We start from the raw sequence: 23563 nt of genomic DNA, 5'->3' as shown, positions 1-23563 counted from the left end.
TCCGCAACCTCAAAGGAACCAACACCATGGGACGCACCCTTTACGACAAGATCTGGGACGAACACGTCGTCCACACCGAAGAAGACGGCACATCGGTGCTCTACATCGATCGCCACCTGGTTCACGAAGTGACCAGCCCGCAAGCCTTCGAAGGCCTGCGCGAGGCAGGTCGCAAAGTCTGGCGCGTGAGCTCCATCGTTGCCACCGCAGACCACAACACGCCCACCACGGGCTGGGAGCTGGGCTACGACGGCATCACCGATCCCGTCAGCAAAGAACAGATCATCACGCTGGACAAAAACATCGCCGAGTTTGGCGCTGCGGCGTTTTTCCCCTTCATGTCCAAGCGCCAGGGCATCGTGCACGTGATCGGGCCCGAGAACGGCGCCACCCTGCCCGGCATGACCGTGGTCTGCGGCGACAGCCACACCTCCACCCACGGCGCTTTCGGCGCACTGGCTCACGGCATCGGCACCAGCGAAGTCGAGCATGTCATGGCCACGCAAACGCTCTTGGCCAAAAAAGCCAAGAACATGTTGATCAAGGTCGACGGCCAGCTCGCCAAAGGCGTGACCGCCAAAGACATCGTGCTCGCCATCATCGGCAAAATCGGCACCGCCGGCGGCACCGGTTACACCATCGAATTCGGCGGCAGCGCCATCCGCGCCCTGTCCATCGAAGGCCGCATGACGGTCTGCAACATGGCCATCGAAGGCGGCGCTCGTGCCGGGTTGGTGGCGGTGGACGAAAAGACCATTGAATATGTCAAAGGTCGTCCCCTCTCACCCACCGGCGTGGAGTGGGACCAGGCCGTGGCTTACTGGAAGGGATTGCAGTCGGATCCCGACGCCCAATTCGATGCCGTTGTTGAACTTGACGCGGGCCAGATCGTGCCGCAGGTCACCTGGGGCACCTCGCCCGAAATGGTCCTGGGGGTCGATGCCCGCGTACCCGATCCTGAAAAAGAAAAGGACAGCAACAAGCGCAGCGCCATCGAACGCGCGCTCACCTATATGGCGCTGGAACCCGGCAAAGCCCTCAACGACATTTTTGTCGACAAGGTGTTCATCGGGTCCTGCACCAACAGCCGCATCGAAGACATGCGCGAGGCCGCGGCCATCGTGAAAAAGCTGGGGCAGAAGGTGGCCAAGAACGTGAAGCTGGCCATGGTCGTTCCCGGCTCGGGCTTGGTGAAAGAACAGGCCGAGCGTGAAGGCTTGCACGAAATTTTCAAAGCCGCTGGTTTTGAATGGCGGGAACCTGGTTGTTCCATGTGCCTGGCCATGAACGCCGACAGGCTGGAACCCGGCGAGCGCTGCGCCTCCACCAGCAACCGAAACTTCGAAGGCCGCCAAGGCGCGGGTGGTCGCACCCACCTCGTCTCGCCCGCCATGGCCGCCGCCGCCGCTGTGCACGGCCATTTTGTTGACGTGCGCCAGTTCGTCTGAACGAAGGAAAACCCAACATGAACAAGTTCACCACCATCAAGGGCGTGGTCGCCCCCATGGACCGCGAAAACGTCGACACCGACGCCATCATTCCCAAGCAGTTTCTGAAGTCCATTCGCAAGACCGGTTTCGGCCCCAACCTGTTTGACGCATGGCGCTACCTCGACAAAGGCGAGCCCGGCGAAGACATCACGAAGCGCAAGCCCAATCCCGATTTCGTACTCAACCAGCCACGCTACGCGGGGGCTTCGGTCTTGCTGGCCCGCAAAAACTTCGGCTGCGGCTCCAGCCGCGAACATGCGCCCTGGGCCATCGAGCAATACGGCTTTCGCGCGCTGATCGCGCCGAGTTACGCCGATATTTTCTTCAACAACTGCTTCAAGAACGGCATCCTGCCCATCGTCTTGCCTGAAGCCCAGGTGGCTCAACTCTTCGACGAAGTCGCCGCCTTCCCCGGCTACCAGCTCACCATCGATCTGGAACGCCAACTGATCATCAAAGCCCAGGGCGAAGAAATTCCTTTTGAAGTAGAAACCTTCCGCAAGTACTGCCTGCTCAACGGCCTGGACGATATCGGCCTTACCCTGAAGCACAAGGACAAGATCGCCGCGTTTGAAACAGAGCGACTGGCCAAGAAGCCTTGGCTCGCGCATTCGATGTAACACCCCTGCGCAGCGCTTTCAGCGCGTCACCCCTTCAAGGGGGCGTTGCTGGTGGTCCGGCAAAGCCGGTCCCACGGCAACCTTGGTAAAAGCCATCGATTCTGAAACCTCCTCACAAACGCCCAAAAAATCATGAAAATCGCAGTTCTCCCCGGTGACGGCATCGGCACCGAAATCGTCGCCGAAGCCGTCAAAGTGCTCGACGCGCTCGGTCTCAAATTCGAAATGGAGTCGGCCCTTGTCGGCGGCGCTGCCTATGATGCCCACGGCCATCCGCTGCCTCCAGCCACGCTCAAGCTCGCCAAAGAATCCGACGCCATCCTGTTCGGCGCCGTGGGCGACTGGAAGTACGACAAGCTCGACCGCCCCCTGCGTCCTGAGCAAGCCATCCTCGGCCTGCGCAAAGAGCTGGGTCTGTTCGCCAACTTCCGCCCCGCCATTTGCTACGAGCAACTGGTCAACGCCTCCAGCCTCAAACCCGAGCTGATTGCGGGCCTGGACATCCTCATCATCCGCGAGCTGACAGGTGACATCTACTTTGGACAGCCCCGCGGTCGCCGCATCGCCACCGATGGGCATTTCCCAGGTGCCGAGGAAGCCTTCGACACCATGCGCTACTCCAAGCCGGAAATCGAGCGCATCGCCCACGTCGCCTTCCAGGCCGCGCGCAAGCGCAACAAAAAGGTCACCAGCGTCGACAAAGCCAACGTGCTGGAAACCTTCCAGTTCTGGAAAGACGTGGTCACCGAAGTGCACGCCGAGTACCCCGATGTGGAACTCCAACACATGTACGTGGACAACGCCGCCATGCAACTCGTCAAAGCGCCCAAAGCATTTGACGTGGTCGTCACCGGCAACATGTTCGGCGACATCCTGAGCGACGAAGCCTCCATGCTCACCGGCTCCATCGGCATGCTGCCTTCGGCCAGTTTGAACAGCAAAGGTCAAGGCCTCTACGAGCCGAGCCACGGCAGCGCGCCCGACATCGCCGGCAAAGGCGTGGCCAACCCTCTGGCCACCATCCTGAGCGCCGCCATGATGTTGCGTTTCAGCCTCAACCAGGAAGCCGCTGCTCTGCGCATCGAAGCGGCCGTGCAAACTGTGTTGACCCAGGGCTTGCGCACGCCGGACATCTACAGCGAAGGCACCACCAAGGTAGGCACCGCGCAAATGGGCGACGCAGTGGTCCAGGCATTGGCTTGATGGCCTGAGCGAACGCCCTCCGTCAGCAACAATGGCAGCCTGTTCGGGTTGCCATTGTTATTTGCAACCCCCCCGCTCACCAACGACTTGCCAAACGACCAACCTGCCGTACAGCCAGTGTCCCTGCCGACCCCGCCTTGTAAGCCACCCACAAGTCCGCGTCCGCTACAATCTAAAACCATGTTTGCCGCCCATTCGTTCAACCTGAACACCACCATCCCCGCCAACACGGCCGGGACGGCTGAGCGCGCAATCTCCATTAAGACCACGACCACCATTAAGGGCTGACACAGCTCCGGTTCGTCGTGCGCCCCTCCCCGGCCAGACGAGTCGGGGCAAAACAGCCGGGTCTGGCCTGTTTTTTTCTTAAACTGAAAGGGCGTTTGATATGAGTAACAAATTGGTAGGGTTGGTCGGCTGGCGCGGTATGGTCGGCTCCGTGCTGATGGACCGCATGATCGAAGAGAAAGACTTCGACCTGATCGAGCCCCTCTTCTTCTCCACTTCCAACGCTGGCGGCAAAGCCCCGGCCATGGCCAAAAACGAAACCACATTGCAAGATGCATTCAACATCGATGCACTGAAGCGTTGCGACATCATCATCACCGCCCAAGGCGGTGACTACACCTCGGATGTTTTCCCCAAACTGCGCGCCGCAGGCTGGACTGGCCACTGGGTCGACGCGGCCTCCACGCTGCGCATGGAAAACGACGCCGTGATCGTGCTCGATCCAGTCAACCTGCCCGTGATCAAGGACGCAATGGCCAACGGCGGCAAAAACTGGGTTGGAGGCAACTGCACGGTGAGCTGCATGTTGATGGGCGTGGGCGCGTTGTACAAAGCCGGGCTGGTGGAGTGGATGTCCACCCAGACCTACCAGGCGGCTTCCGGCGGTGGCGCGCAGCACATGCGCGAGTTGCTCACCCAATACGGCACGCTGAACGCCGAAGTCAAAGCCCTGCTGGACGACCCCAAAAGCGCCATCCTGGAGATTGACCGCAAGGTGATCGCCAAGCAACGCGGCCTGTCTGCTGCTGAGACGGCCAACTTTGGTGTGCCCCTGGGTGGCTCGTTGATCCCCTGGATCGACAAAGACCTCGGCGACGGCATGTCCAAAGAAGAGTGGAAGGCCATGGCCGAGACCAACAAGATCTTGGGGCTGGGCGAAGCCTTTGGCTCGGCGCCGATTCCGGTGGATGGTTTCTGCGTGCGTGTGGGCGCGATGCGATGCCACAGCCAGGCACTGACCTTCAAGCTCAAGAAGGATGTGCCAGTGGCCGATATAGAAGCCATGATCGCAGCAGACAACCCATGGGCCAAGGTCGTGCCCAACACACGCGAGGCCACGGTCAAGGATCTGACCCCCGTGGCCGTGACCGGCACCATGACCATTCCCGTGGGCCGCGTGCGCAAATTGGCCATGGGCCCCGAGTATGTCGGTGCCTTCACCATCGGCGATCAGCTGCTGTGGGGTGCCGCTGAGCCACTTCGCCGTATGTTGCGCATACTTCTCGACGCATAATCGCGCCGGCGGTGCACTTGCTGTGTACCGCTGACCAGACACCCGGCTCGTTGTAAACCCGCAACGGGTCGGGGCCTTGCGGGCCATTTGAACAGGGTGTTGAAAACTCAAGCGAGTTCTCAGCTTGTCACTGTAACGCGTTGATGTTAAGGTCAATTCTCGGTTTTTTACGTCGAGGTCTACGTGCCAATTTCCACTTGCCAAACCCATCCCAGCTCGACCCCTTCTCAAGTGAGGGACACGGGTTTAAGAGGCCTCGCGCGGATGCACGCGGTCGCAGCAGCGGCCCTGCTGTGTACCGGCTTGTTCCAGGCCACCGACGCACAAGCGTTGGCGCTTGGTCGCATGACCGTCAAATCTCCGCTGGGTGAACCCCTTCGGGCTGAGGTAGAGGTGCTGGAAATCAGCAAAGAGGAAGCTGACTCGCTCAAAGTGGGACTTGCGCCGCTTGAAGCCTTCAGGGCGGCCGGCATGGACCTCAACGCGGCCTTGGCCGGCGTGCAGATCGCTTTGCAACGGCGACCCGACGGACGTGCCTACCTCACGCTGGTGGGCAATCGGCCTGTCGGTGAACCCTTCATGGACATGATCCTCGAAGCCAACTGGGCGTCCGGTCGCATCGTCCGCGACTACACCCTGCTCTTCGATCCCCCCAACCTCCGACCCGCCGCTCCCGCACCTTTGGCTGCGGCAGTGGCCCCCACGGCCCCGACGTTGGCTCCGAAGCAATCACCGGCAGCCAAGCCTGCTGCGGCGCCCGCATCGGCAGCACGGGCACCTGCCTCAGCCGCGGCACCCGTACAAGCCCCGGCGCCCGCGAAAGAGACTATTGAGTCCAGCCGAGTCCGTGTCAAATCGGGCGACACCGCTGGGCGCATCGCCGCCGACAACCTGCCTGCCAACATATCGCTGGACCAGATGCTGGTCGCCATGCTGCGCAGCAATCCCAAAGCGTTCATCCAGGGCAACGTCAACCGCGTGAAGGCGGGTGCCGTGCTCGAGCTCCCCAACCAAGCGGCCGCGTCGGCCGTGGATACACAGGAAGCGCGCCAGATCATTTCTGCCCAGAGCCGGGATTTCAACGAGTTCCGCCGTCGCCTGGCCGGAGAAGTGCCTGAAGCATCGATTGCGGCAGCAGACCGGGAAGCCAGCGGCAAGGTTCAGGCTGAAGTGCAAGAACCCAAACCGGCAACGCCCGTCCAGGACAAGTTGACGGTTTCCAAGGGTGCGGCCCCTGGCCAAACCACGGCCGAAGACAAAATTGCTCAGGAACGGCGCGCCAACGAGGCGTCATCACGTGCAGCTGAGCTGTCGCGCAACATTGATGATCTGGCCAAACTGGGTGCGACCACGGGAGCAGCAGCCCCTGCTGCTGCCACTGCAGCGGCCACGGCCCCTGCGGACACCGCAGCCACTGTGGTCGCGGCCGCTCCCGTCGCAACAGAAGGCGCAGAACCTGCCGCCGCAACCGAGACACCCGCAGCACCGGCAGTGGAGCCAGCCGAGGTCACGCCCCCACCTCCAGCGCCGATTCCTGTGCCTGCCCCTGCGCCGGAAGAGCCTTCCTTCGTGGAACAGCTGATGGAGAACCCACTGATGCTGCCGGTGGCTGGTGGCCTACTGGCCCTGCTGGCCGGCTTGGGCATTTACCGCATGCGGCAACGCAAGAAGGGGGCTGGCGTCGACAGCTCATTCCTGGAAAGCCGCCTCCAACCCGATTCGTTCTTTGGCTCCAGCGGTGGTCAACGCATTGACACGGCTGAAGCCTCTGCCTCGGGATCGTCCATGGTTTATTCACCCAGCCAGCTTGACGCTGCCGGTGATGTCGACCCAGTTGCCGAAGCAGACGTGTATTTGGCCTACGGTCGAGATCTGCAGGCCGAAGAGATCCTCAAAGAGGCCATGCGCAGCGCGCCAACCCGCGTGGCAATCCACAACAAATTGTTGGAAATTTACGCCAAGCGGCGCGACGCCAAAGCCTTTGAGGTCGTGGCCACCGAAGCTTTCGGCCTGACACAAGGCACGGGCGAAGAATGGGCCCATGCCTGTGAGCTGGGCAAAGAGCTGGATCCAAGCAACCCGCTGTACCAACCCGGAGGTCGCCCTCCGGAAAAAGCAGGCGCAACAAGTTCAACTGTGGCCGGTGGCGCCAACACCCTCCCTTTCAGCAACAGCACGCTCGCTCCAACCTCCACATCCAGCCCCGATGGCGATCTGGATCTGGATCTCGATCTGGACGTCACACTGGAAGAGGCCTCTGCGCCCGTGCCACTTGAGATGCCAAGCCGCCCATCACCTGTTTCGCGCCTGGACGACCTGGAGCAAACCGATGTGCTGACCGCAGCAACGGCTGAGACATCGGACAGCCCCAACTCCAAGTCCATGAACTTTGACCTCGACTTCCCCTCGGAGCCGATGCCCTTGGACGCCGATGCCACGTTCGAGCCCAGCCCGACCTTCAACGAGAGCGAGGTTTTGCCCGATTTCGACTTTGATGTTGCATCTGAACTCGACTCGACGGCCGCTGCAGACACGCCCAGCCCGGAACTCATGGCATTTGACCTGAGCAACATCGAACTCGATCTCAACGGCGACGAATCGCTCACGACCGAGCCGGGCGCCCTCAGCGCAGAAAACCCGCTGGAGACCAAACTCTCCCTGGCCGAGGAATTTCGCGCTATCGGCGACATGGAAGGCGCTCGGTCCCTGGCAGAAGAAGTGCTGGCAGAGGCTTCTGGTTCACTCAAGAACAAAGCCAGCACGTTCCTCGCAGACCTGGCTTGATTTCCTCCGGCCTGACGAGCGCATTGCCCGCAGAATCGCGCTCCGCCTTGAACGCCCGCCTGGACCACACGCCAGCGGGCGTTTTCCGTTGTGCGCTGGGCGTCAGCTACAACGGATCCTCCTATCAAGGCTGGCAGAGTCAGGCCAGCGGATTGACCGTGCAAGACAAGCTTGAGAAGGCTCTGGCCCTGTTCACCGATCTGCCTTCGGTGACCACGTTGTGTGCCGGGCGCACCGATGCGGGCGTCCACGGTTTGATGCAGGTCGTGCACTTTGATGTGCCTCTGCAGCGGGAAACGATGGCCTGGATGCGAGGCACCAACCGCTACTTGCCCGACGATATCGCCGTGCAATGGGCGCGCGACGTGCCCACGAGCTTTCACGCTCGTGGCAGCGCGCAGTCTCGCCGATACGCCTACGTGCTACTGGAGTCCCCCGTGCGACCCAGTGTGGATGCAGGCAAGGTGGGCTGGGTGTTTCGCCCCATGCAACTCGAACCCATGCAAAAGGCCGCTCAAACCTTGCTGGGGGAACATGATTTTTCCTCTTTCCGCGCTTCACAATGCCAAGCCCACTCCCCAATCAAGCATTTGCTGCGCGCAGAAGTTTCCCGACGAGGAGCCTACTGGCGCTTTGAATTTGAAGCCAGCGCCTTCCTGCACCACATGATCCGCAACATCATGGGGTGCTTGATCGCGATCGGCACAGGCCAACGCCCGACCGGCTGGATGGCTGAAGTCCTGGAGGCCCGCAGCCGGGACGCAGCTGCGCCCACCTTCTCGCCCGATGGCCTGTATTTTCTGGGCCCCACCTACGATGCGGCTTTCGGTTTGCCCGACCGCACACCGGGTTTCGACTGGTTACCATGAGCGGTATTTGCGTCACCCCCCTGACGCCACGTTCTCGATGACTGCCCCATGGACTATGTGAATCCCCACCGAACCCGTATCAAAATTTGCGGCCTGACACGCGAAGCCGATGTCGACGCTGTTGTGCAAGCTGGCGCCGATGCCGTGGGTTTTGTGCTGTACCCCAAAAGCCCGCGGTTTGTCTCGCCCGAGCGTGCGGCAGCGTTGGCCGCGCGCCTGCCTGCTTTCGTGACCCCGGTGCTGCTGTTCGTCAATGCCAGTCCTGAATTCATCGCAAAGGCAGTCGCTGCGGTCCCTCTGGCGCTGTTGCAATTTCACGGTGACGAAAGCCCTGCAGACTGCCTGGCTTCCGCCCGTCCCTACCTTCGGGCGGCACGAATTCCCACCGGGACAGCCGGGGCGGGCTTCGATCTTCTAAAATACGCCCAAGACTTCGCGACCGCCCAGGCAATTTTGCTGGATGCCCATGTGGACGGGTACGGCGGCGGAGGCCAATCTTTTGACTGGACAGCATTCCCTTGGTCACACCCGCTTCTAAACGCCGGCTCTCGCCTCGTCTTGTCTGGTGGACTCGACGCAGCCAACGCGATCGATGGTATCTCGCGTGTGCGGCCCTGGGCCGTTGATGTGAGTTCCGGGGTCGAGGTGTCCAAAGGCATCAAAGACCCTGAGAAGATCCATCGGTTTGTCGCCGCCGTTCGAGCGGCCGACGCATCCCTCTCCCGTCCGACCTGACGCGCTTTGCGCAACGCAGGCGGACCCACCGGAATCCCCCTCTCCATGTCTGAATACCAACAACCCGACGCCCGCGGCCATTTCGGCATTTACGGCGGCAGTTTCGTGAGCGAAACCCTCACGCATGCCATCAACGAGCTGAAAGACGCTTACGCCAAATACCAGGACGACCCCGACTTCGTCGCTGAGTTCAAAAACGAGCTCGCCCACTTCGTGGGCCGCCCCAGCCCGGTTTACCATGCCGCGCGCATGAGCCATGAGCAAGGAGGCGCACAGATTTTCCTCAAGCGCGAAGATCTGAATCACACCGGTGCGCACAAAATCAACAACACCATCGGCCAGGCCATGCTCGCCAAACGCATGGGCAAGCCACGGATCATTGCGGAGACGGGGGCCGGTCAGCACGGTGTGGCCACCGCCACGATTTGTGCCCGCTATGGGCTGGAGTGTGTGGTTTACATGGGCAGCGAAGACATCAAGCGTCAAAGCCCCAACGTCTACCGCATGAAACTGCTGGGCGCCACAGTGGTACCGGTTGAAAGTGGCAGCAAAACTCTCAAAGACGCTCTGAATGAGGCCATGCGCGATTGGGTGGCCAACGTCGACAACACCTTCTACATCATCGGCACCGTGGCTGGCCCACACCCCTATCCCATGATGGTGCGCGACTTCCAGCGTGTCATCGGCGATGAGTGCCTGGTGCAAATGCCGGAAATGCTCCAGGCCGCCGGCTGCACCAGCGAGCAACCCGATGCCGTGATTGCTTGCGTCGGAGGCGGGTCCAATGCGATGGGCATTTTCTACCCCTATATCAACCATGCGGCCACCCGACTGATCGGTGTTGAGGCCGCAGGCGAAGGCCTGGAAAGCGGCAAGCACTCGGCCTCTTTGCAAAAGGGCAGCCCAGGTGTCTTGCACGGCAACCGCACCTACGTGCTGCAGGACGACAACGGCCAGGTCACGGAAACCCACAGTGTGAGCGCCGGGCTGGATTACCCGGGTGTCGGCCCGGAACACGCCTTCCTCAAGGACATCGGTCGTGCCGAATACGTGGGCATCACCGATACCGAAGCGCTGGAAGCCTTCCACTACCTGTGCCGCACCGAGGGCATCATCCCTGCGCTGGAATCCAGCCATGCGGTGGCGTATGCCATGAAACTGGCGAAAACCATGCGCCCCGATCAGTCCCTGCTGGTCAACCTCTCCGGGCGGGGCGACAAGGATATCGGCACCGTCGCTGATCTTTCCAAAGCCGATTTTTATTGCCGACCCAGCTGCAAAGGGCAGTCTGTCAAGGGCAGCAGTGAGCCTGTGGTTGTGAAAGTGTCCAAATGAGCCGCATTGAAATCACCATGAGCGCCCTCAAGGCGCAAAACCGCACAGCGCTGATTCCGTTCGTCACGGCTGGCTTTCCCTTCGCCACCATCACGCCCGACCTCATGCATGGCATGGTTGAGGGCGGAGCCGATGTGATCGAGCTGGGCGTACCCTTCTCCGATCCATCCGCCGACGGCCCCGTGATCCAGAAAGCCGGGGACCGTGCCTTGGCGCTGGGCATTGGCCTGACCCAGGTCATCGCCATGGTGAAGAAATTTCGAGAAGGCAACACCACCACGCCCGTGGTACTCATGGGCTACGCGAACCCGATCGAGCGCTACGACCAGAAGCGTGGCGAAGGCAGTTTTGTGCGTGATGCATCGGCCGCCGGCGTCGACGGGGTACTGGTGGTGGACTATCCACCGGAAGAGTGCGAAGAATTTGCGACAGCACTGCGCGCCCACAACATGGACCTGATTTTCCTGCTCGCGCCCACATCCACGGATGAGCGCATGCAGCAGGTCGCCCGCGTGGCCAGCGGTTACGTGTACTACGTGTCCCTGAAAGGTGTGACCGGAGCCGGCACGCTGGATGTGGGACAGGTCGAAGCCATGCTTCCGCGTATCCGAAGCCATGTCAGCGTGCCCGTGGGTGTTGGCTTCGGTATTCGCGACGCAGAAACCGCGAAAGCCCTCAGCAAGACAGCTGACGCAGTGGTGATCGGCAGCAAGATCATCCAGCTCATTGACAACGAGCCCTACGAGAAGGTGATTCCCGTGGCCACCAGTTTCCTGCGCACCATCCGGAAAGCGCTGGACGCCTGAGCGCGCCACCCCGCCCCGAAAACACCTTAGGCTCCAAAGTGGCGCAACAACGAACCGCGTTTCCCCGTGGTTTAATTTGACGCTCAAAGGAAAAATTCATGTCCTGGCTCGAAAAACTGCTCCCTCCCAAGATCACGCCCACCAACCCGACGGAACGCCGCAGCGTCCCTGAAGGTTTGTGGATCAAGTGCCCCAGCTGCGAAGCGGTGTTGTACAAGACGGATCTGGAAAAAAACCAGAACGTTTGCCCCCATTGCAACCACCACCACCGGATCGGCGCGCGCGCGCGCCTCAATGCATTTCTCGATGCCGAGGGACGCTACGAGCTCGCGCAAGAGGTGCTGCCCGTTGACCCGCTGAAGTTCAAAGACAGCCGGAAATATCCAGAGCGGCTGAAAGAAGCCCTGGAATCCACGGGTGAAACCGACGCCTTGATTGTCATGGGTGGCGCCGTACAAGATGTCAGCGTGGTGGTCGCCTGTTTCGAATTCGATTTCATGGGTGGCTCTATGGGGTCTGTCGTGGGTGAGCGCTTTGTGAGAGGGGTGGAAGAAGCTATCGCACAAAAAGTCCCTTTCATCTGCTTCACGGCCACTGGTGGCGCCCGCATGCAGGAAGGCCTGCTGTCGCTGATGCAGATGGCCAAGACCAACGCTTCTTTGACCCGCCTCGCAAAAAAGGGGCTGCCCTTTATCAGCGTGCTCACCGATCCAACCATGGGCGGTGTCTCGGCGGGTTTTGCCTTTCTGGGCGATGTGGTCATTGCCGAACCCAAAGCCCTCATCGGCTTCGCTGGCCCGCGCGTGATTGAGAACACCGTCCGAGTGAAGTTGCCAGAAGGCTTCCAGCGCGCTGAGTTCCTGCAAACCAAAGGCGCGGTGGATTTCATTTGTGACCGGCGGGCACTGCGCAACACGGTCGCCAACTGCCTGGCCATGTTGCAGCGGCAAAGCGCTGACGCGGTTGTCGCCGATTGATCCAGGACGACCCACAGGCGCCCGCAGCGCTCAAGCTTCAGCAGTTGCCCCTGTTCCCGCTGGAGACGGTGCTGTTTCCGGGCGGCTGGATGCCGTTGCGCATTTTCGAAGTGCGCTACCTGGACATGATTGGCCGGTGCCACAAGGCCGGTGCGCCTTTTGGGGTGGTGGCTTTGAGCGAGGGCAGTGAAGTCCGCCGCATGGACCCAGGCGCCAAACCCTCAGGTGACGGGTTCGCCCACGAAGCCTTTTATCCGGTCGGCACCTTGGCTCACATCGAACAAATTGAGCGCCCTCAGGCTGGGCTGATGGTGATCCACTGCCGTGGCTCGCAGAGATTTGAAATCGAGTCCCGCCAGCAATTGCCACATGGGCTTTGGACAGCCGATGTGACGCTGCTGCCTGCAGATACCCCGGTGCCGGTACCGGACGACCTGGGCAGCACGAGAGATGCCCTGGAACGGCTGTTGCACAACCTCCTCGACCGCGAACCTGAGGCACGCAACAACCTCCCGCTGCAAGAGCCCTACCAATGGGAAGACAGCGGCTGGGTGGCCAACCGGTGGCTGGAACTCTTGCCCGTGGAGACCGAGCTCAAACAACGCCTGATGTCACTTGACAGTCCGGTTTTGAGGTTGGAACTGGTGTCCGACCTCCTGGACCGGATGGGTGTGGATCGGTAAAGAGATATTGCCCCCACGCGCCGCAGGTTGCCATGGCAAGGGCGACTGATGGTCGGTGGGCGGCTGCGCCGCTCCGGGAGCCTGATACCGGTTTGCATTCAAATGGAGAACAAGGCGAGGTGCCGATGGCAGTGCTCTGACATGGCAAGGCCAACCAGCGCCGCTATTGCGCCGAACGCAAGTCCGGATCAGGGCAGCAGCGACAGCGCGTGCATATACCGCTCGCTGACCATCAAACTGTCCCAGTCCATGGCTCGATCCCGTGGCAGCAAGGCTTGACGGCGTTCTTCGCTGGCCGGATTCAAGGCCCACTGACCTTCCAGGACGGCGCGGGATAAAGCATCTATGGCTTCGTCAATGGGTACACCGTCGTTCACCACGGACTGGTTGCACAACAACACCATGTCCGCCCCTGCGCCCAGCGCCGCCAATGCGGCCTCGGTGAAGCTCACCTGGCGGCCATCGATGTGCCGAGCAGCCTCCATGCTCAGATCGTCACTGAAGATGGCGCCTGTGAAACCCAGTTGACGCCGAAGCACATCTTGCAACCAGCGCTCGGAAAAACCCGCTGGCCTGGCATCCACTTTGGGGTAAATCACATGCGCCGGCATGACGGCGGTCAGCCCAGCTGAAAGCCAACCAAAGGGTGCCGCATCTTCCCGCAAGATTTTCTTCAAACTGCGCTTGTCCACCGGTATCGCAACATGAGAATCGGCCTTCACAAAACCGTGCCCCGGAAAATGTTTGCCACAGTTGCCCATGCCACTTTGCTGCAGCCCCAGCATCAGCGCCTGCGCCAGCATGGACACAACCCGAGGATCGCGGTGAAATGAGCGGTCACCAATAACCGAACTGTCGCCATAGTCCAGATCGAGCACGGGCGCAAAACTCAGATCGACGCCACACGCGCGCAACTCCGCCCCCAACACGTATCCCGAGGCCGTGGCCGCGCGGCTGGCTCGCATGGCAGACGTTCCCGGCATTTCCTTCTTTTTGTCAGGCGCTCCCCATAGGGCACCCAGTGCGGCCATCGGTGGCAGGTGGGTGAAGCCGTCTGTGCGAAACCGTTGCACCCGCCCTCCCTCGTGATCCACCGCGATGAGCAGGTCGGGGCGAACCGCCTTGATCTGCCGGCATAGCGCGGTCAGCTGGTCACGGCCTTGCCAGTTGCGAGCGAACAAAATCACGCCGCCCACCAAAGGGTGGGCCAGGCGCTGGCGCTCTGCCGTGGTCAGCTTGAATCCGGCCACATCGATGATCAAAGGCGAATGCATGAACAACTCCAGAAATAGACAAAGGGTTCAGCGCTGCTCAACCACCACAAAACTCGCCGCATAGTCGGTCTCGTCGGTCACACTCACATGTGCAACCCATCCTTGAGCCTCGAACCAGGTTTTGAGCTCCCCATGCAACACGATCGCCGGCTGACCACTGGGCAGGTTCGTGATCTCGCAATGTTGCCAGGTCATGGGCATGCGCATGCCCAAACCGATGGCTTTGGAGAACGCCTCCTTGGCTGAGAATCGGGTGGCCAGATACCGCAATCCCCGTTGTGTCCAACGCACACTGCGGGCCTGCCAAACTTCGAACTCGGCGTCGCTCAGCACCTTGCGTGCAAATCGCTCGCCTTGACGCTCCCAGGTTCCCTGGACGCGCCGGATATCGCATATATCGGTTCCGATGCCCACAATCATGTGACCGGCCTCAGGCAAACGCGCGCGCAATGCACTGGTTGTACTCGGCGATGGTCGCGGCGTAACCCATTTCAAGCGCATCGGCGATCAGCGCATGACCGATAGAAACCTCGCTGACACCGGGCACCGCCTGCAAAAATCCAGTCAGATTCTCCCGATTCAGGTCGTGCCCGGCGTTCACGCCCAGGCCCGCCACCATCGCGGCGTGAGCCGCCTGCGTGTAACGCTCCAGTTGAGCGGAGCGGTCGGCCCCGTGCCACGCAGCGGCGAAGGGCTCGGTGTAGAGCTCCACACGGTCCGCACCCACGGCTTTGGCTGCGGCCATCGCAACGGGGTCCGGGTCCATGAACAGACTGACCCTGGCGCCCATCGCTTTTCCTTCAGCCACCGCCGAGGTCAGCCTGGCCGCATCCAAAGGAAACTGCCATCCGTGATCGCTCGTGAACTGGCCTTCGCTGTCAGGCACCAAGGTGAGCTGGTGCAGCGGCAAACCGCGGTCCCTGACATCTCGAGCGATGTTCATCAGGTTGTGAAACGGGTTGCCTTCGATATTGAACTCGCGATCGGGCCAGTCTTGCAACAAGGCGCCCAGGTCGAATACATCCTGTAGGCGGATGTGTCTTTCGTCAGGCCGCGGATGCACCGTGATGCCACGCGCGCCAGCCTGCAAGCAGAGCTCCGCCGCGCGCAGCACCGAGGGAATACCCAGATGCCGGGTGTTGCGGACCAGCGCCACCTTGTTCAGGTTGACCGAGAGCGCTGTGGGAAGGCGGGAAATCGAGGTGTCCGAATTCATAGGTGTCGCGGATGGCGTTTTTGAGTCAAAGCGATGCAGTGCTGTCGACGGGCGTCAGCGTTGTCGATCGGCTCATGGCCTGCACATCGATCATCAGCTGGCGGGTCTTGAAGCCCCGAACGCCACAATGGTAGTGCAGCAACGATCTCAGCTGGGGACGCAGCGCAACCTCAAATGGCGCACAGGCCCGCAGACTGGCGATGAGCGGGTCTGGGGCATCCAATGCCTGCTGCAAAGAGATCCAATGTTCGCCCAGAAGCGCCTGGTGCTCACCATCCCGGGCCAGCCGCAGGCCATGCTCAGGGTCCACCACATAGTGCGCCCGAGTGGTCAGCGGCGTCAATGCGCTGCCGTCGTGACCCAAATCGGGCAACAGACCCGCATCACGCAACAGCATCAACTCAAAAGCCCGCAAGATCAATTGTTGGGCATCCCCACGCTCGGCCAGCAGTTGCACCGTCAGGGCGTAGTGATCAAACAAGGCTGCATGGACATCGTCGCGCGCCAGCAAGCGCATGAGGAGTTCATTGAGATAAGTCCCAGAAATCAGGGCTTCGCCGGTGGGCATGACGTGCCCCCCTTGCCACTGGGCAGACTTCAGGGTCCGCACCTCAGCGTCACCACCCCAACTCAGCAGCAACGCCTGCAACGGCAACAAGACGGGACGAAACTGCGAGGTGGGCCGCTTCACCCCTTTGGCCACCAATGCGATACGCCCGTGGTTGCGCGTGAACACCTCGAGAACCAGACTGGACTCGCTCCAGTCGTAACGGTGCAGGACATAGGCCGGCTCTTCGGCGCTGCGGCGCGTGGCCATCGAGGTCAGGCGCGGGATTGGGCCGTGCAGCCGCTGATCGCCGCAGCATCCTCGCCGCATGTCAGATCCGCAAGGGGCATCGACCTGCTCAAAGGGCTCGTGCAGGCCATCGCGTCATTCATAGCCAAATGAGCGAACGCGGGCATCGTTGTCGGCCCATCCGGAGCGAACCTTGACCCACAGCTCCAGGTACACCTTGCAGTCCCAAAGTTTTTCCAGCTCCTGCCGGGTTTCGGTGCCGATGCGCTTGAGCTTCTCACCCTTGTCACCGATGACCATGCCTTTGTGCCCATCCCTCTCGACGACGATGGTGGCCGCAATGCGCCTGAGCCGACCTTCCAGCTCAAACTTGTCGATAATGACCGTCGAGGTGTAGGGCAACTCGTCGCCGGTCAGTCGAAACAGCTTTTCCCGAACCATTTCACTCGCCATGAACCGCTCACTGCGATCGGTGAGTTCTTCGGGATCGTGCATCCAGGGTTGTTGCGGCAGGTAATTCTCACAAATGGTGAAGAGGCGCTGGATATCGCGGCTGTTCTTGGCCGTCATGGGAACAAACTCGGCAAACGGATGGCGCTCTGCCATCGAGCGCAACCAAGGCGCAAGATCCCCACGCCGGTGCACCAGATCAAACTTGTTCGCCAGCAAGATGACCGGAATATCCTTGGGCAACAGGTCCAGCACCTTGGCATCAGCCGGGGTGAAGTGGTCCGCCTCAACCACAAACAGGATCAGATCCACATCGGCCACAGCGCCCAACACCGTCTTGTTCAGCGAGCGGTTCAGTGCATTGGCGTGACGGGTCTGGAAGCCCGGTGTGTCCACAAACACAAACTGGCTGACGCCCGACGTGCGGTAGCCGGTGATTCGGTGGCGTGTGGTCTGCGCCTTGCTCGACGTGATGCTGATCTTCTGACCCACCAGTGCATTGAGCAAGGTGGATTTGCCCACATTGGGTTTGCCCACAATGGCCACGAGACCGCAACGTTGCTCCTCCGGCTCGACCGGTGCAGGGGCCGCCAGAACGGGCACCTCAGACTCAATGCCTTCGATGGGTTCTTTGCCCAGGGCACGCGCCAACATGGCATCCAATTCAGGTTGCGGCCCCGCAGGTGCCTCAACATGGACGGCTTTCGCCGTTGGAATTTTTTTCTGTGTAGTCATACGATCCGAACGCAATACAAAAAGGAGCCGCCCAAGGGCATGGGCATGGGCAGGGGGAACCTAAGGCCGATGACCTGTCGAACCGGGCTGGATGCGCAGCAACATGGCGGCGGCAGCGGCCTGCTCCCCAGCACGCCTGGATGCGCCAATGCCGCGCTCACTGTGGCCTGTTTCGGTGACCAGGCACTCGACGTCAAACGTCTGTTTGTGTGCTTCGCCGAGCGTCGCAACCACCCGATACACCGGCAGCTTCATTTTGCGCCCCTGCAGCCACTCCTGCAATTCGGTCTTGGGATCTTTGCCCATGGCACTCATCTGGGCGCTGAGTTCGAAGCCGCTGAACAAACGGTGCACCAACGCCGCAGCGGCATCGAATCCCGCGTCCAGGTAGACCGCCCCGATCACGGCTTCCAGGGCATCGGCCAGGATGGATGGGCGCTTGTGCCCACCTGAGCGCTTTTCGCCGTCACCCAAACGAAGGCACCCCGACAAGCCAAGGTCGGAGGCTATCTGGAACAAAGTGTCCTGTTTGACCAGGTTGGCCCGCACACGAGACAGATCGCCCTCAGGCAACTGGCTCAGCTTTTCAAACAACAGGCCCGATACCGCCAGGTTGAGCACCGAATCCCCCAGGAATTCGAGGCGCTCGTTGTGGTCAGAGGTGAAGCTGCGATGGGTCAGTGCACGTTCCAGCAAATGCGGGTTGGCAAACCCATGCTTCAGCCGCTGCTGAAGCAATTGCAGCTCGGGACTCAAAATAGTCGGGGCATGTTTTGTACGGGCCCTGCGGTCACGCCACTCACTTGGAGCTGCCTTCGTACTTCATCACCAGAAACGCCGGGCCCACCAAATGGATTTCGCGCAGATACGCGAACGACACGACGACACGATCACCTTCTTTTCCAATGTCCAGATCTTTCGCAGAAATGCTCTCGATGTAGTCGATATTGGCTGCTTTGTCGAAAATGCTTCTAACCTCTGCCACCGTCGTGCCCTCGGAAGCCTTTTGGGCAGCCTTTTGAATGGACAGGTATTCTGTGTACGTGGGCACAACCTGCGCCAGAATCACGCCAGCATACGCCAGCATGATGCCGACGATGAGCAAGCCGAGAAACGTCATTCCACGTTGTTGTTGGTGTTGCATATGCACGAAAGTATCCTCCAGAAGTGAGTCGATTCAGTTGAAAGAGCCGACACGGCCCAAGTCGCTGAAATTCATCCAGACAAAGAAGGCTTTGCCCACAATGTTGGACTCTGGCACAAATCCCCAATATCGGGAATCCAGCGAATTGTCGCGATTGTCGCCCATCATGAAATAGTGCCCAGCGGGCACCTTGCAAACCACGCCCTCCAGGGAGTAGTTGCATTGATCCCTGCCTGCGAAATCGGTCGCACCCGAAACGAAAGCTGGACGGTCCTCGTTGTTCAGGGTGTTGTAGGCTTTGCCATTGAGCACTTCGCCAAAATGTTGGGTGTAGCGCATGGAGTCGCTGTCAAAAAAATCAGGCAAAGTCGTGTGCGGGACTTCCTGCCCATTCACCGTCAAACGCTTGTTCAAATAAGCGACCTCGTCCCCGGGCACACCGATCACACGCTTGATGTAGTCCAGGCTGGGTTGTGGCGGGTAGCGAAACACCATCACATCGCCTCTCTGGGGTTCGTGGTTGGCGATGACCTTGGTATTGAAGACTGGCAAGCGGATGCCATAGTGAAATTTGTTCACCAAAATGAGGTCGCCCACCCGGAGTGTCGGGATCATCGATCCCGACGGTATCTTGAACGGCTCATAAAGGAACGACCGCAAAACAAAGACGGCCAGGATCACAGGGAACAGGCCCGCAGTCCAGTCCAGCCACCAGGGCTGGCGCAAAAGCCTTTCGCGGGCAGGCTCAAGCGCAGACGCATCGGCGGCAAACCCCTGCTGAGCGAGGACCTTGGAACGGTCTTGGCTCGCAGCCACCAGGCGTGTGGCTTCCCGTCGGCGCTGTGGCAGAAAAAACAGCTTTTCGGCCACCCAGTAGAACCCAGTGATTGCAGTAGCCACCATCAGAAGCAGCGCAAAATTGCCCTCAACCTGACCGAAGATAAATGCACCCACATAGGCGGCGAAAGCGCCCAGCACCAGCGCGGTGAGCGTGCTCATGGCTGATTGCATCAGTCTTCCACCTGCAAAATTGCCAGGAAAGCTTCCTGAGGGACCTCAACCGAACCAATCTGTTTCATACGCTTCTTACCTGCTTTCTGCTTTTCGAGAAGTTTGCGTTTGCGCGAAATATCACCGCCATAGCATTTTGCCAGCACGTTTTTACGCAGGGCCTTGATCGACTCACGCGCAATCACAGTGCCCCCAATCGCCGCCTGAATCGCCACATCAAACATCTGGCGACTGATGATTTCCCGCATTTTCGCCACCACAGCGCGACCCCGGTATTGCGCCTGCGAACGGTGAACGATGATGGACAAAGCGTCGACCTTTTCGCCGTTCAGCAAGATATCGACCTTGACCACATCGGACGTCCGAAACTCCTTGAACTCGTAGTCCATCGAGGCATACCCTCGGCTCACCGATTTGAGCTTGTCGAAGAAATCCAGCACGATCTCACCCAGCGGCATGTCGTAAGTCAGCATGACCTGCTTGCCGTGGTAAGCCATATTGAGCTGCATGCCGCGCTTCTGGTTGGCCAACGTCATCACCGCGCCCACATAGTCTTGCGGCATGTACAAATGCACCGTTACGATGGGCTCGCGGATTTCTTCGAGGCGCCCCTGCTCTGGCATTTTCGAAGGATTCTCAACCATGATGACTTCGCCGCCTGGCTTGACCACCTCATAAACCACGCTGGGCGCGGTTGTGATCAGGTCCTGGTCGAACTCGCGCTCCAGCCGCTCTTGCACGATCTCCATGTGCAACAAACCGAGGAAGCCGCAGCGAAAGCCGAAGCCCAAAGCCTGCGACACCTCTGGTTCATATTGCAATGCAGCGTCGTTGAGCTTGAGTTTTTCCAGTGCGTCGCGCAACGCATCGTACTGATTGGATTCGGTGGGATACAGACCCGCAAAAACCTGTGGTTGCACTTCCTTGAAACCGGGGAGCGCCTTGACCGCAGGCCCGAGGTTGTTGGGCAGCTTTTTCTCAAGCGTGATGGTGTCGCCTACCTTGGCGGCTTGCAATTCTTTGATGCCGGCAATGATGAACCCCACCTCACCCGCTTCCAGCGATGGGCGTGGTTCTGTACCCGGTGTGAACACGCCGAGGTTGTCGGCGTTGTAGACCGTGTTGGTGGCCATCATCTTGAAGCGTTCGCCTCTTTGCAAACGACCGTCAACCACCCGCACCAGCATCACCACGCCCACGTAGGCGTCGTACCAGCTGTCCACGATCATCGCGCGCAACGGCGCATTCGGATCGCCTTTTGGGGGGGGATGCGCGCGACGACCGCCTCAAGAATGTCAATCACGCCCATACCCGATTTGGCCGAGCAGGGGATGGCGTCGGTGGCGTCGATTCCGATCACATCTTCGATCTCGATCTTGGCGTTGTCCGGATCTGCATTGGGCAGGTCCATCTTGTTGAGCACCGGCACGACCTCAACACCGAGTTCCAAAGCGGTGTAGCAATTCGCCACCGTCTGAGCCTCTACGCCTTGGCTGGCATCCACGACCAGCAAAGCACCTTCACAAGCCGAGAGTGAGCGGCTGACCTCGTAAGAGAAGTCCACATGACCAGGCGTATCGATCAAATTGAGGTTGTAGATCTGTCCGTCGAGGGCTTTGTACTGCAGCGCAGCAGTCTGGGCCTTGATGGTGATGCCCCGTTCCTTCTCGATATCCATCGAGTCCAGCACTTGTTCACTCATCTCACGATCAGACAAACCGCCGCAAAGGGAAATGATGCGATCGGCCAGCGTGGACTTGCCGTGATCGATGTGGGCGATGATCGAAAAATTGCGAATGTGATTCATCAGGAAAGCGACTCAACCAAGGACGACAAGCACCATGCGCCCGCTCTGCGGGCACACATAAAAAAGGGCGCGTCAGCTGTTGACGCGCCCAGAACCAACAATCAAGGGCAACTGCGATAGTTGGGGTTTCATTGTAGGCAAAAAGCCCAAAACGCACACCCGCCAACCGTCTATCTCAGTTTGTTGCAGCGCAGCAACATACAAGCCATCAACAACTTATCCACAGGACGACAGCTGGGCAGGTGGATCACCTGTGGATGATCTCTGCCCTGCCCGCGACGTGTCTCACATCGTGAAGCCCAAAACAGCTCCCACGAAGGAATCCTGCGCTTTAAACCCCGATTTTATCGAATTCTGTCCGAGGGGCTTCGCTCGCCGTTAGCAAGCACTTACAAATGCAGACCCCGGTTCGGCAATCGGACCCCTGCTCAGGTGTCGTATCCTCACCACCACTTCGATGGTTTGCACAAAATTCCCTGCCAGCCCAAGGGCTATTCACAGCAGGAACAGCCATGTGGAACGCCTTTTCAACGAATGGGCCGGATCAAAGTGTACTGGGCCCATTCCCCTCGGCGAAACAGCACATTGATCGACTTGCCTTTGTCTACCTTGGACAGGGCAGCTTCCAGCTCTTCAACCGAGGTGGTGTCCATGTTATCGATGGCCACAATCACATCACCTTCACGCAGACCCGCTCGTGCGGCAGGGCCTTCTGCACTCTCAACACGCACGCCACCCCGCAAATTGAGCTCCTTTTTCTGCGCAGCGGTCAGTGCCTTGAGGGTCAACCCCAGGCTCTGAACAACGCTGGACACTTGGGGACGAACTGTGTCGGGGGCCGCAGCTCGGCGTTCCGCCTGCTCGGGCTCAAGCTCGGCCACGGTAATACCCAGCTCTTTTTGGGTCCCACGGCGGAACACCGTCATACGGCTCTTGTTTCCCGGCTTGGTACTGCCCACCAGCCGAGGCAGATCGACCGACTTGTCGATGTCTTTCCCATCAAATTTCAAGATGATGTCACCCGGCTCCACCCCCGCTTTTGAAGCAGGCGAATCAGCCTCCACACCCCGCACCAAGGCCCCACGGGGCTTGCCCAATCCTATGGATTCGGCCACCTCTTTGCTCACCTGGTCAATCTGAACACCGATGCGCCCACGTGTTACCCGTCCCGTGGTGCGCAGCTGATCAGAAACCCGTACCGCCTCGTCGATCGGTATGGCAAAGGAGATCCCCTGAAATCCACCCGAGCGCGAGTAGATCTGGCTGTTGATGCCGACCACCTCGCCGCGCATGTTGATCAACGGCCCTCCCGAGTTGCCCGGGTTGATCGCCACATCGGTCTGAATGAAGGGCAGGAAGTCTCCGGTATCGCGCTTCTTGGCACTGACAATACCGGCGGTCACGGTGTTCTCGAGACCAAAGGGCGAGCCGATCGCCATCACCCATTCACCAACCCGCAACCGGTTGACATCTCCGATGCGCACAGCGTTGAGACCAGAGGCCTCGATCTTGACCACCGCCACGTCGGTGCGCTTGTCCGCGCCCACAAGCTTGGCCTTGAATTCGCGATTGTCTGGCAAAGTCACGATCAGTTCGTCGGCTCCATCCACCACGTGGGCGTTCGTCATGATCAGGCCATCCGAACTCAGGATAAACCCCGAACCGACCCCCCGGGGTTGGGCCTCATCCATCGGGCCCGGCTCCTGTTTCGGCGAGCGAGGTCCCATGCTCGGCGGTATCGGAATGCCGAAGCGGCGGAAAAACTCCAGCATTTGCTCGTCCATGGCAGAGCCACCACCCGCCGCGCTGGTCGACGCGCGTTCCAAGGTGCGGATGTTCACCACCGAGGGACCAACCAGATCCACCAAATCGGTGAAATCAGGCAGGCCCCGAACACTGGGCGCGGTCACTTGAGGAAGGCTCTGTGCCTTTGCAGGCACAGACCATGCAAGCGCGCTCAAAGCCAGCGCACCGCCAAGAAAAATGGACGGCAATGAAGTTAGAGATAAAGGCTTGGAATTCATGGTGTTTGATTCAGATCTGGTGAACAGAAAAGCAGGCGCGGAAGTGGTCACAGGGAAAGAGCTCAACGCAACCCTCGGGCGG

20 protein-coding genes and 1 pseudogene are annotated in these 23563 nt (G+C 60.1%); 11 read left to right on the top strand and 10 right to left on the bottom strand.

Translation table 11 applies throughout. The features are described 5' to 3' along the window. Window positions 1-26: 26 nt before the first annotated feature. The 11 genes from leuC to E5678_RS00970 all read left to right on the top strand — a co-directional run bounded on the left by leuC (window position 27) and on the right by E5678_RS00970 (window position 13024). Window positions 27-1448 (top strand): 3-isopropylmalate dehydratase large subunit, encoded by a 1422-nt coding sequence (leuC, locus tag E5678_RS01020; RefSeq protein ID WP_136176809.1) that lies wholly within the window; start codon window positions 27-29, stop codon window positions 1446-1448. A gap of 17 nt (window positions 1449-1465) precedes the next feature. Continuing rightward, entirely contained in the window at window positions 1466-2110 is a 645-nt protein-coding gene (leuD, locus tag E5678_RS01015; RefSeq protein ID WP_136176808.1) for a 3-isopropylmalate dehydratase small subunit, read from the top strand. Window positions 2111-2242: 132 nt separating this feature from the next. Next, on the top strand, window positions 2243-3313 hold the full coding sequence (gene leuB, locus E5678_RS01010) for a 3-isopropylmalate dehydrogenase (protein WP_136176807.1): 1071 nt from the start codon (window positions 2243-2245) through the stop codon (window positions 3311-3313). Between the two features lie 388 nt (window positions 3314-3701). Beyond that, complete coding sequence (gene asd, locus E5678_RS01005; protein ID WP_136176806.1) at window positions 3702-4835, top strand: aspartate-semialdehyde dehydrogenase; 1134 nt, start codon at window positions 3702-3704, stop codon at window positions 4833-4835. A 264-nt stretch (window positions 4836-5099) separates the two neighbouring features. After that, window positions 5100-7619 (top strand): FimV/HubP family polar landmark protein, encoded by a 2520-nt coding sequence (locus E5678_RS01000; protein WP_136176805.1) that lies wholly within the window; start codon window positions 5100-5102, stop codon window positions 7617-7619. 47 nt (window positions 7620-7666) lie between these two features. Beyond that, entirely contained in the window at window positions 7667-8488 is an 822-nt protein-coding gene (gene truA, locus E5678_RS00995) for a tRNA pseudouridine(38-40) synthase TruA (protein ID WP_247596871.1), read from the top strand. A gap of 48 nt (window positions 8489-8536) precedes the next feature. Further along, a complete protein-coding gene (locus E5678_RS00990) occupies window positions 8537-9223 on the top strand; it encodes a phosphoribosylanthranilate isomerase (protein ID WP_136176804.1) in 687 nt (228 codons plus the stop codon). 45 nt (window positions 9224-9268) lie between these two features. Then, window positions 9269-10558 carry a tryptophan synthase subunit beta gene (gene trpB / locus E5678_RS00985; RefSeq protein WP_136176803.1) on the top strand — a complete coding sequence of 430 codons (1290 nt, stop codon included), beginning with the start codon at window positions 9269-9271 and terminating at the stop codon, window positions 10556-10558. Then, entirely contained in the window at window positions 10555-11364 is an 810-nt protein-coding gene (gene trpA / locus E5678_RS00980; RefSeq protein WP_136176802.1) for a tryptophan synthase subunit alpha, read from the top strand. The genes trpB and trpA overlap by 4 nt, the downstream gene beginning before the upstream one ends. A 98-nt stretch (window positions 11365-11462) precedes the next feature. Further along, entirely contained in the window at window positions 11463-12341 is an 879-nt protein-coding gene (gene accD, locus E5678_RS00975) for an acetyl-CoA carboxylase, carboxyltransferase subunit beta (protein WP_136176801.1), read from the top strand. Then, complete coding sequence (locus E5678_RS00970; protein WP_247596870.1) at window positions 12338-13024, top strand: LON peptidase substrate-binding domain-containing protein; 687 nt, start codon at window positions 12338-12340, stop codon at window positions 13022-13024. The genes accD and E5678_RS00970 overlap by 4 nt, the downstream gene beginning before the upstream one ends. Window positions 13025-13212: 188 nt before the next feature. Here the strand turns inward: E5678_RS00970 and nagZ are convergent, their stop codons facing one another. From nagZ to E5678_RS00920, 10 genes and pseudogenes are all read right to left on the bottom strand, one after another. Continuing rightward, complete coding sequence (nagZ, locus tag E5678_RS00965) at window positions 13213-14304, bottom strand: beta-N-acetylhexosaminidase (protein ID WP_136176800.1); 1092 nt, start codon at window positions 14302-14304, stop codon at window positions 13213-13215. Window positions 14305-14325: 21 nt separating this feature from the next. After that, a complete protein-coding gene (gene acpS, locus E5678_RS00960; RefSeq protein WP_136176799.1) occupies window positions 14326-14718 on the bottom strand; it encodes a holo-ACP synthase in 393 nt (130 codons plus the stop codon). Between the two features lie 10 nt (window positions 14719-14728). Further along, complete coding sequence (locus E5678_RS00955; RefSeq protein ID WP_136176798.1) at window positions 14729-15514, bottom strand: pyridoxine 5'-phosphate synthase; 786 nt, start codon at window positions 15512-15514, stop codon at window positions 14729-14731. A 25-nt stretch (window positions 15515-15539) separates the two neighbouring features. Further along, on the bottom strand, window positions 15540-16331 hold the full coding sequence (recO, locus tag E5678_RS00950) for a DNA repair protein RecO (protein ID WP_136176797.1): 792 nt from the start codon (window positions 16329-16331) through the stop codon (window positions 15540-15542). Between the two features lie 114 nt (window positions 16332-16445). After that, window positions 16446-17495 (bottom strand): GTPase Era, encoded by a 1050-nt coding sequence (era, locus tag E5678_RS00945; RefSeq protein WP_136176796.1) that lies wholly within the window; start codon window positions 17493-17495, stop codon window positions 16446-16448. Between the two features lie 60 nt (window positions 17496-17555). Continuing rightward, the gene (gene rnc, locus E5678_RS00940) at window positions 17556-18251 is read right to left on the bottom strand and encodes a ribonuclease III (protein WP_136176795.1); all 696 of its coding nucleotides are present in this window, start codon (window positions 18249-18251) and stop codon (window positions 17556-17558) included. Between the two features lie 43 nt (window positions 18252-18294). Then, window positions 18295-18639 carry a DUF4845 domain-containing protein gene (locus E5678_RS00935; protein WP_136180565.1) on the bottom strand — a complete coding sequence of 115 codons (345 nt, stop codon included), beginning with the start codon at window positions 18637-18639 and terminating at the stop codon, window positions 18295-18297. Window positions 18640-18672: 33 nt separating this feature from the next. Continuing rightward, entirely contained in the window at window positions 18673-19638 is a 966-nt protein-coding gene (gene lepB, locus E5678_RS00930) for a signal peptidase I (RefSeq protein WP_136176794.1), read from the bottom strand. 11 nt (window positions 19639-19649) lie between these two features. Then, window positions 19650-21457, bottom strand: a pseudogene (gene lepA / locus E5678_RS00925) (translation elongation factor 4). Between the two features lie 527 nt (window positions 21458-21984). Continuing rightward, window positions 21985-23481, bottom strand: a complete 1497-nt coding sequence (locus tag E5678_RS00920) for a DegQ family serine endoprotease (RefSeq protein WP_136176793.1) — start codon at window positions 23479-23481, stop codon at window positions 21985-21987. Window positions 23482-23563: the final 82 nt, after the last annotated feature.

Source organism: Hydrogenophaga sp. PAMC20947, from assembly GCF_004795855.1.
Classification (GTDB): Bacteria; Pseudomonadota; Gammaproteobacteria; order Burkholderiales; family Burkholderiaceae_C; genus Hydrogenophaga.
This window is presented reverse-complemented; position numbering and strand designations above follow the sequence as displayed.

Coding starts and splice junctions, on each gene's coding strand:
- leuC (WP_136176809.1), top strand. CDS start 27: ATGGGACGCACCCTTTACGACAAGATCTGGGACGAACACGTCGTCCAC.
- leuD (WP_136176808.1), top strand. CDS start 1,466: ATGAACAAGTTCACCACCATCAAGGGCGTGGTCGCCCCCATGGACCGC.
- leuB (WP_136176807.1), top strand. CDS start 2,243: ATGAAAATCGCAGTTCTCCCCGGTGACGGCATCGGCACCGAAATCGTC.
- asd (WP_136176806.1), top strand. CDS start 3,702: ATGAGTAACAAATTGGTAGGGTTGGTCGGCTGGCGCGGTATGGTCGGC.
- E5678_RS01000 (WP_136176805.1), top strand. CDS start 5,100: ATGCACGCGGTCGCAGCAGCGGCCCTGCTGTGTACCGGCTTGTTCCAG.
- E5678_RS00990 (WP_136176804.1), top strand. CDS start 8,537: ATGGACTATGTGAATCCCCACCGAACCCGTATCAAAATTTGCGGCCTG.
- trpB (WP_136176803.1), top strand. CDS start 9,269: ATGTCTGAATACCAACAACCCGACGCCCGCGGCCATTTCGGCATTTAC.
- trpA (WP_136176802.1), top strand. CDS start 10,555: ATGAGCCGCATTGAAATCACCATGAGCGCCCTCAAGGCGCAAAACCGC.
- accD (WP_136176801.1), top strand. CDS start 11,463: ATGTCCTGGCTCGAAAAACTGCTCCCTCCCAAGATCACGCCCACCAAC.
- acpS (WP_136176799.1), bottom strand. CDS start 14,718: ATGATTGTGGGCATCGGAACCGATATATGCGATATCCGGCGCGTCCAG.
- E5678_RS00955 (WP_136176798.1), bottom strand. CDS start 15,514: ATGAATTCGGACACCTCGATTTCCCGCCTTCCCACAGCGCTCTCGGTC.
- recO (WP_136176797.1), bottom strand. CDS start 16,331: ATGGCCACGCGCCGCAGCGCCGAAGAGCCGGCCTATGTCCTGCACCGT.
- era (WP_136176796.1), bottom strand. CDS start 17,495: ATGACTACACAGAAAAAAATTCCAACGGCGAAAGCCGTCCATGTTGAG.
- E5678_RS00935 (WP_136180565.1), bottom strand. CDS start 18,639: ATGCAACACCAACAACAACGTGGAATGACGTTTCTCGGCTTGCTCATC.
- lepB (WP_136176794.1), bottom strand. CDS start 19,638: ATGAGCACGCTCACCGCGCTGGTGCTGGGCGCTTTCGCCGCCTATGTG.
- E5678_RS00920 (WP_136176793.1), bottom strand. CDS start 23,481: ATGAATTCCAAGCCTTTATCTCTAACTTCATTGCCGTCCATTTTTCTT.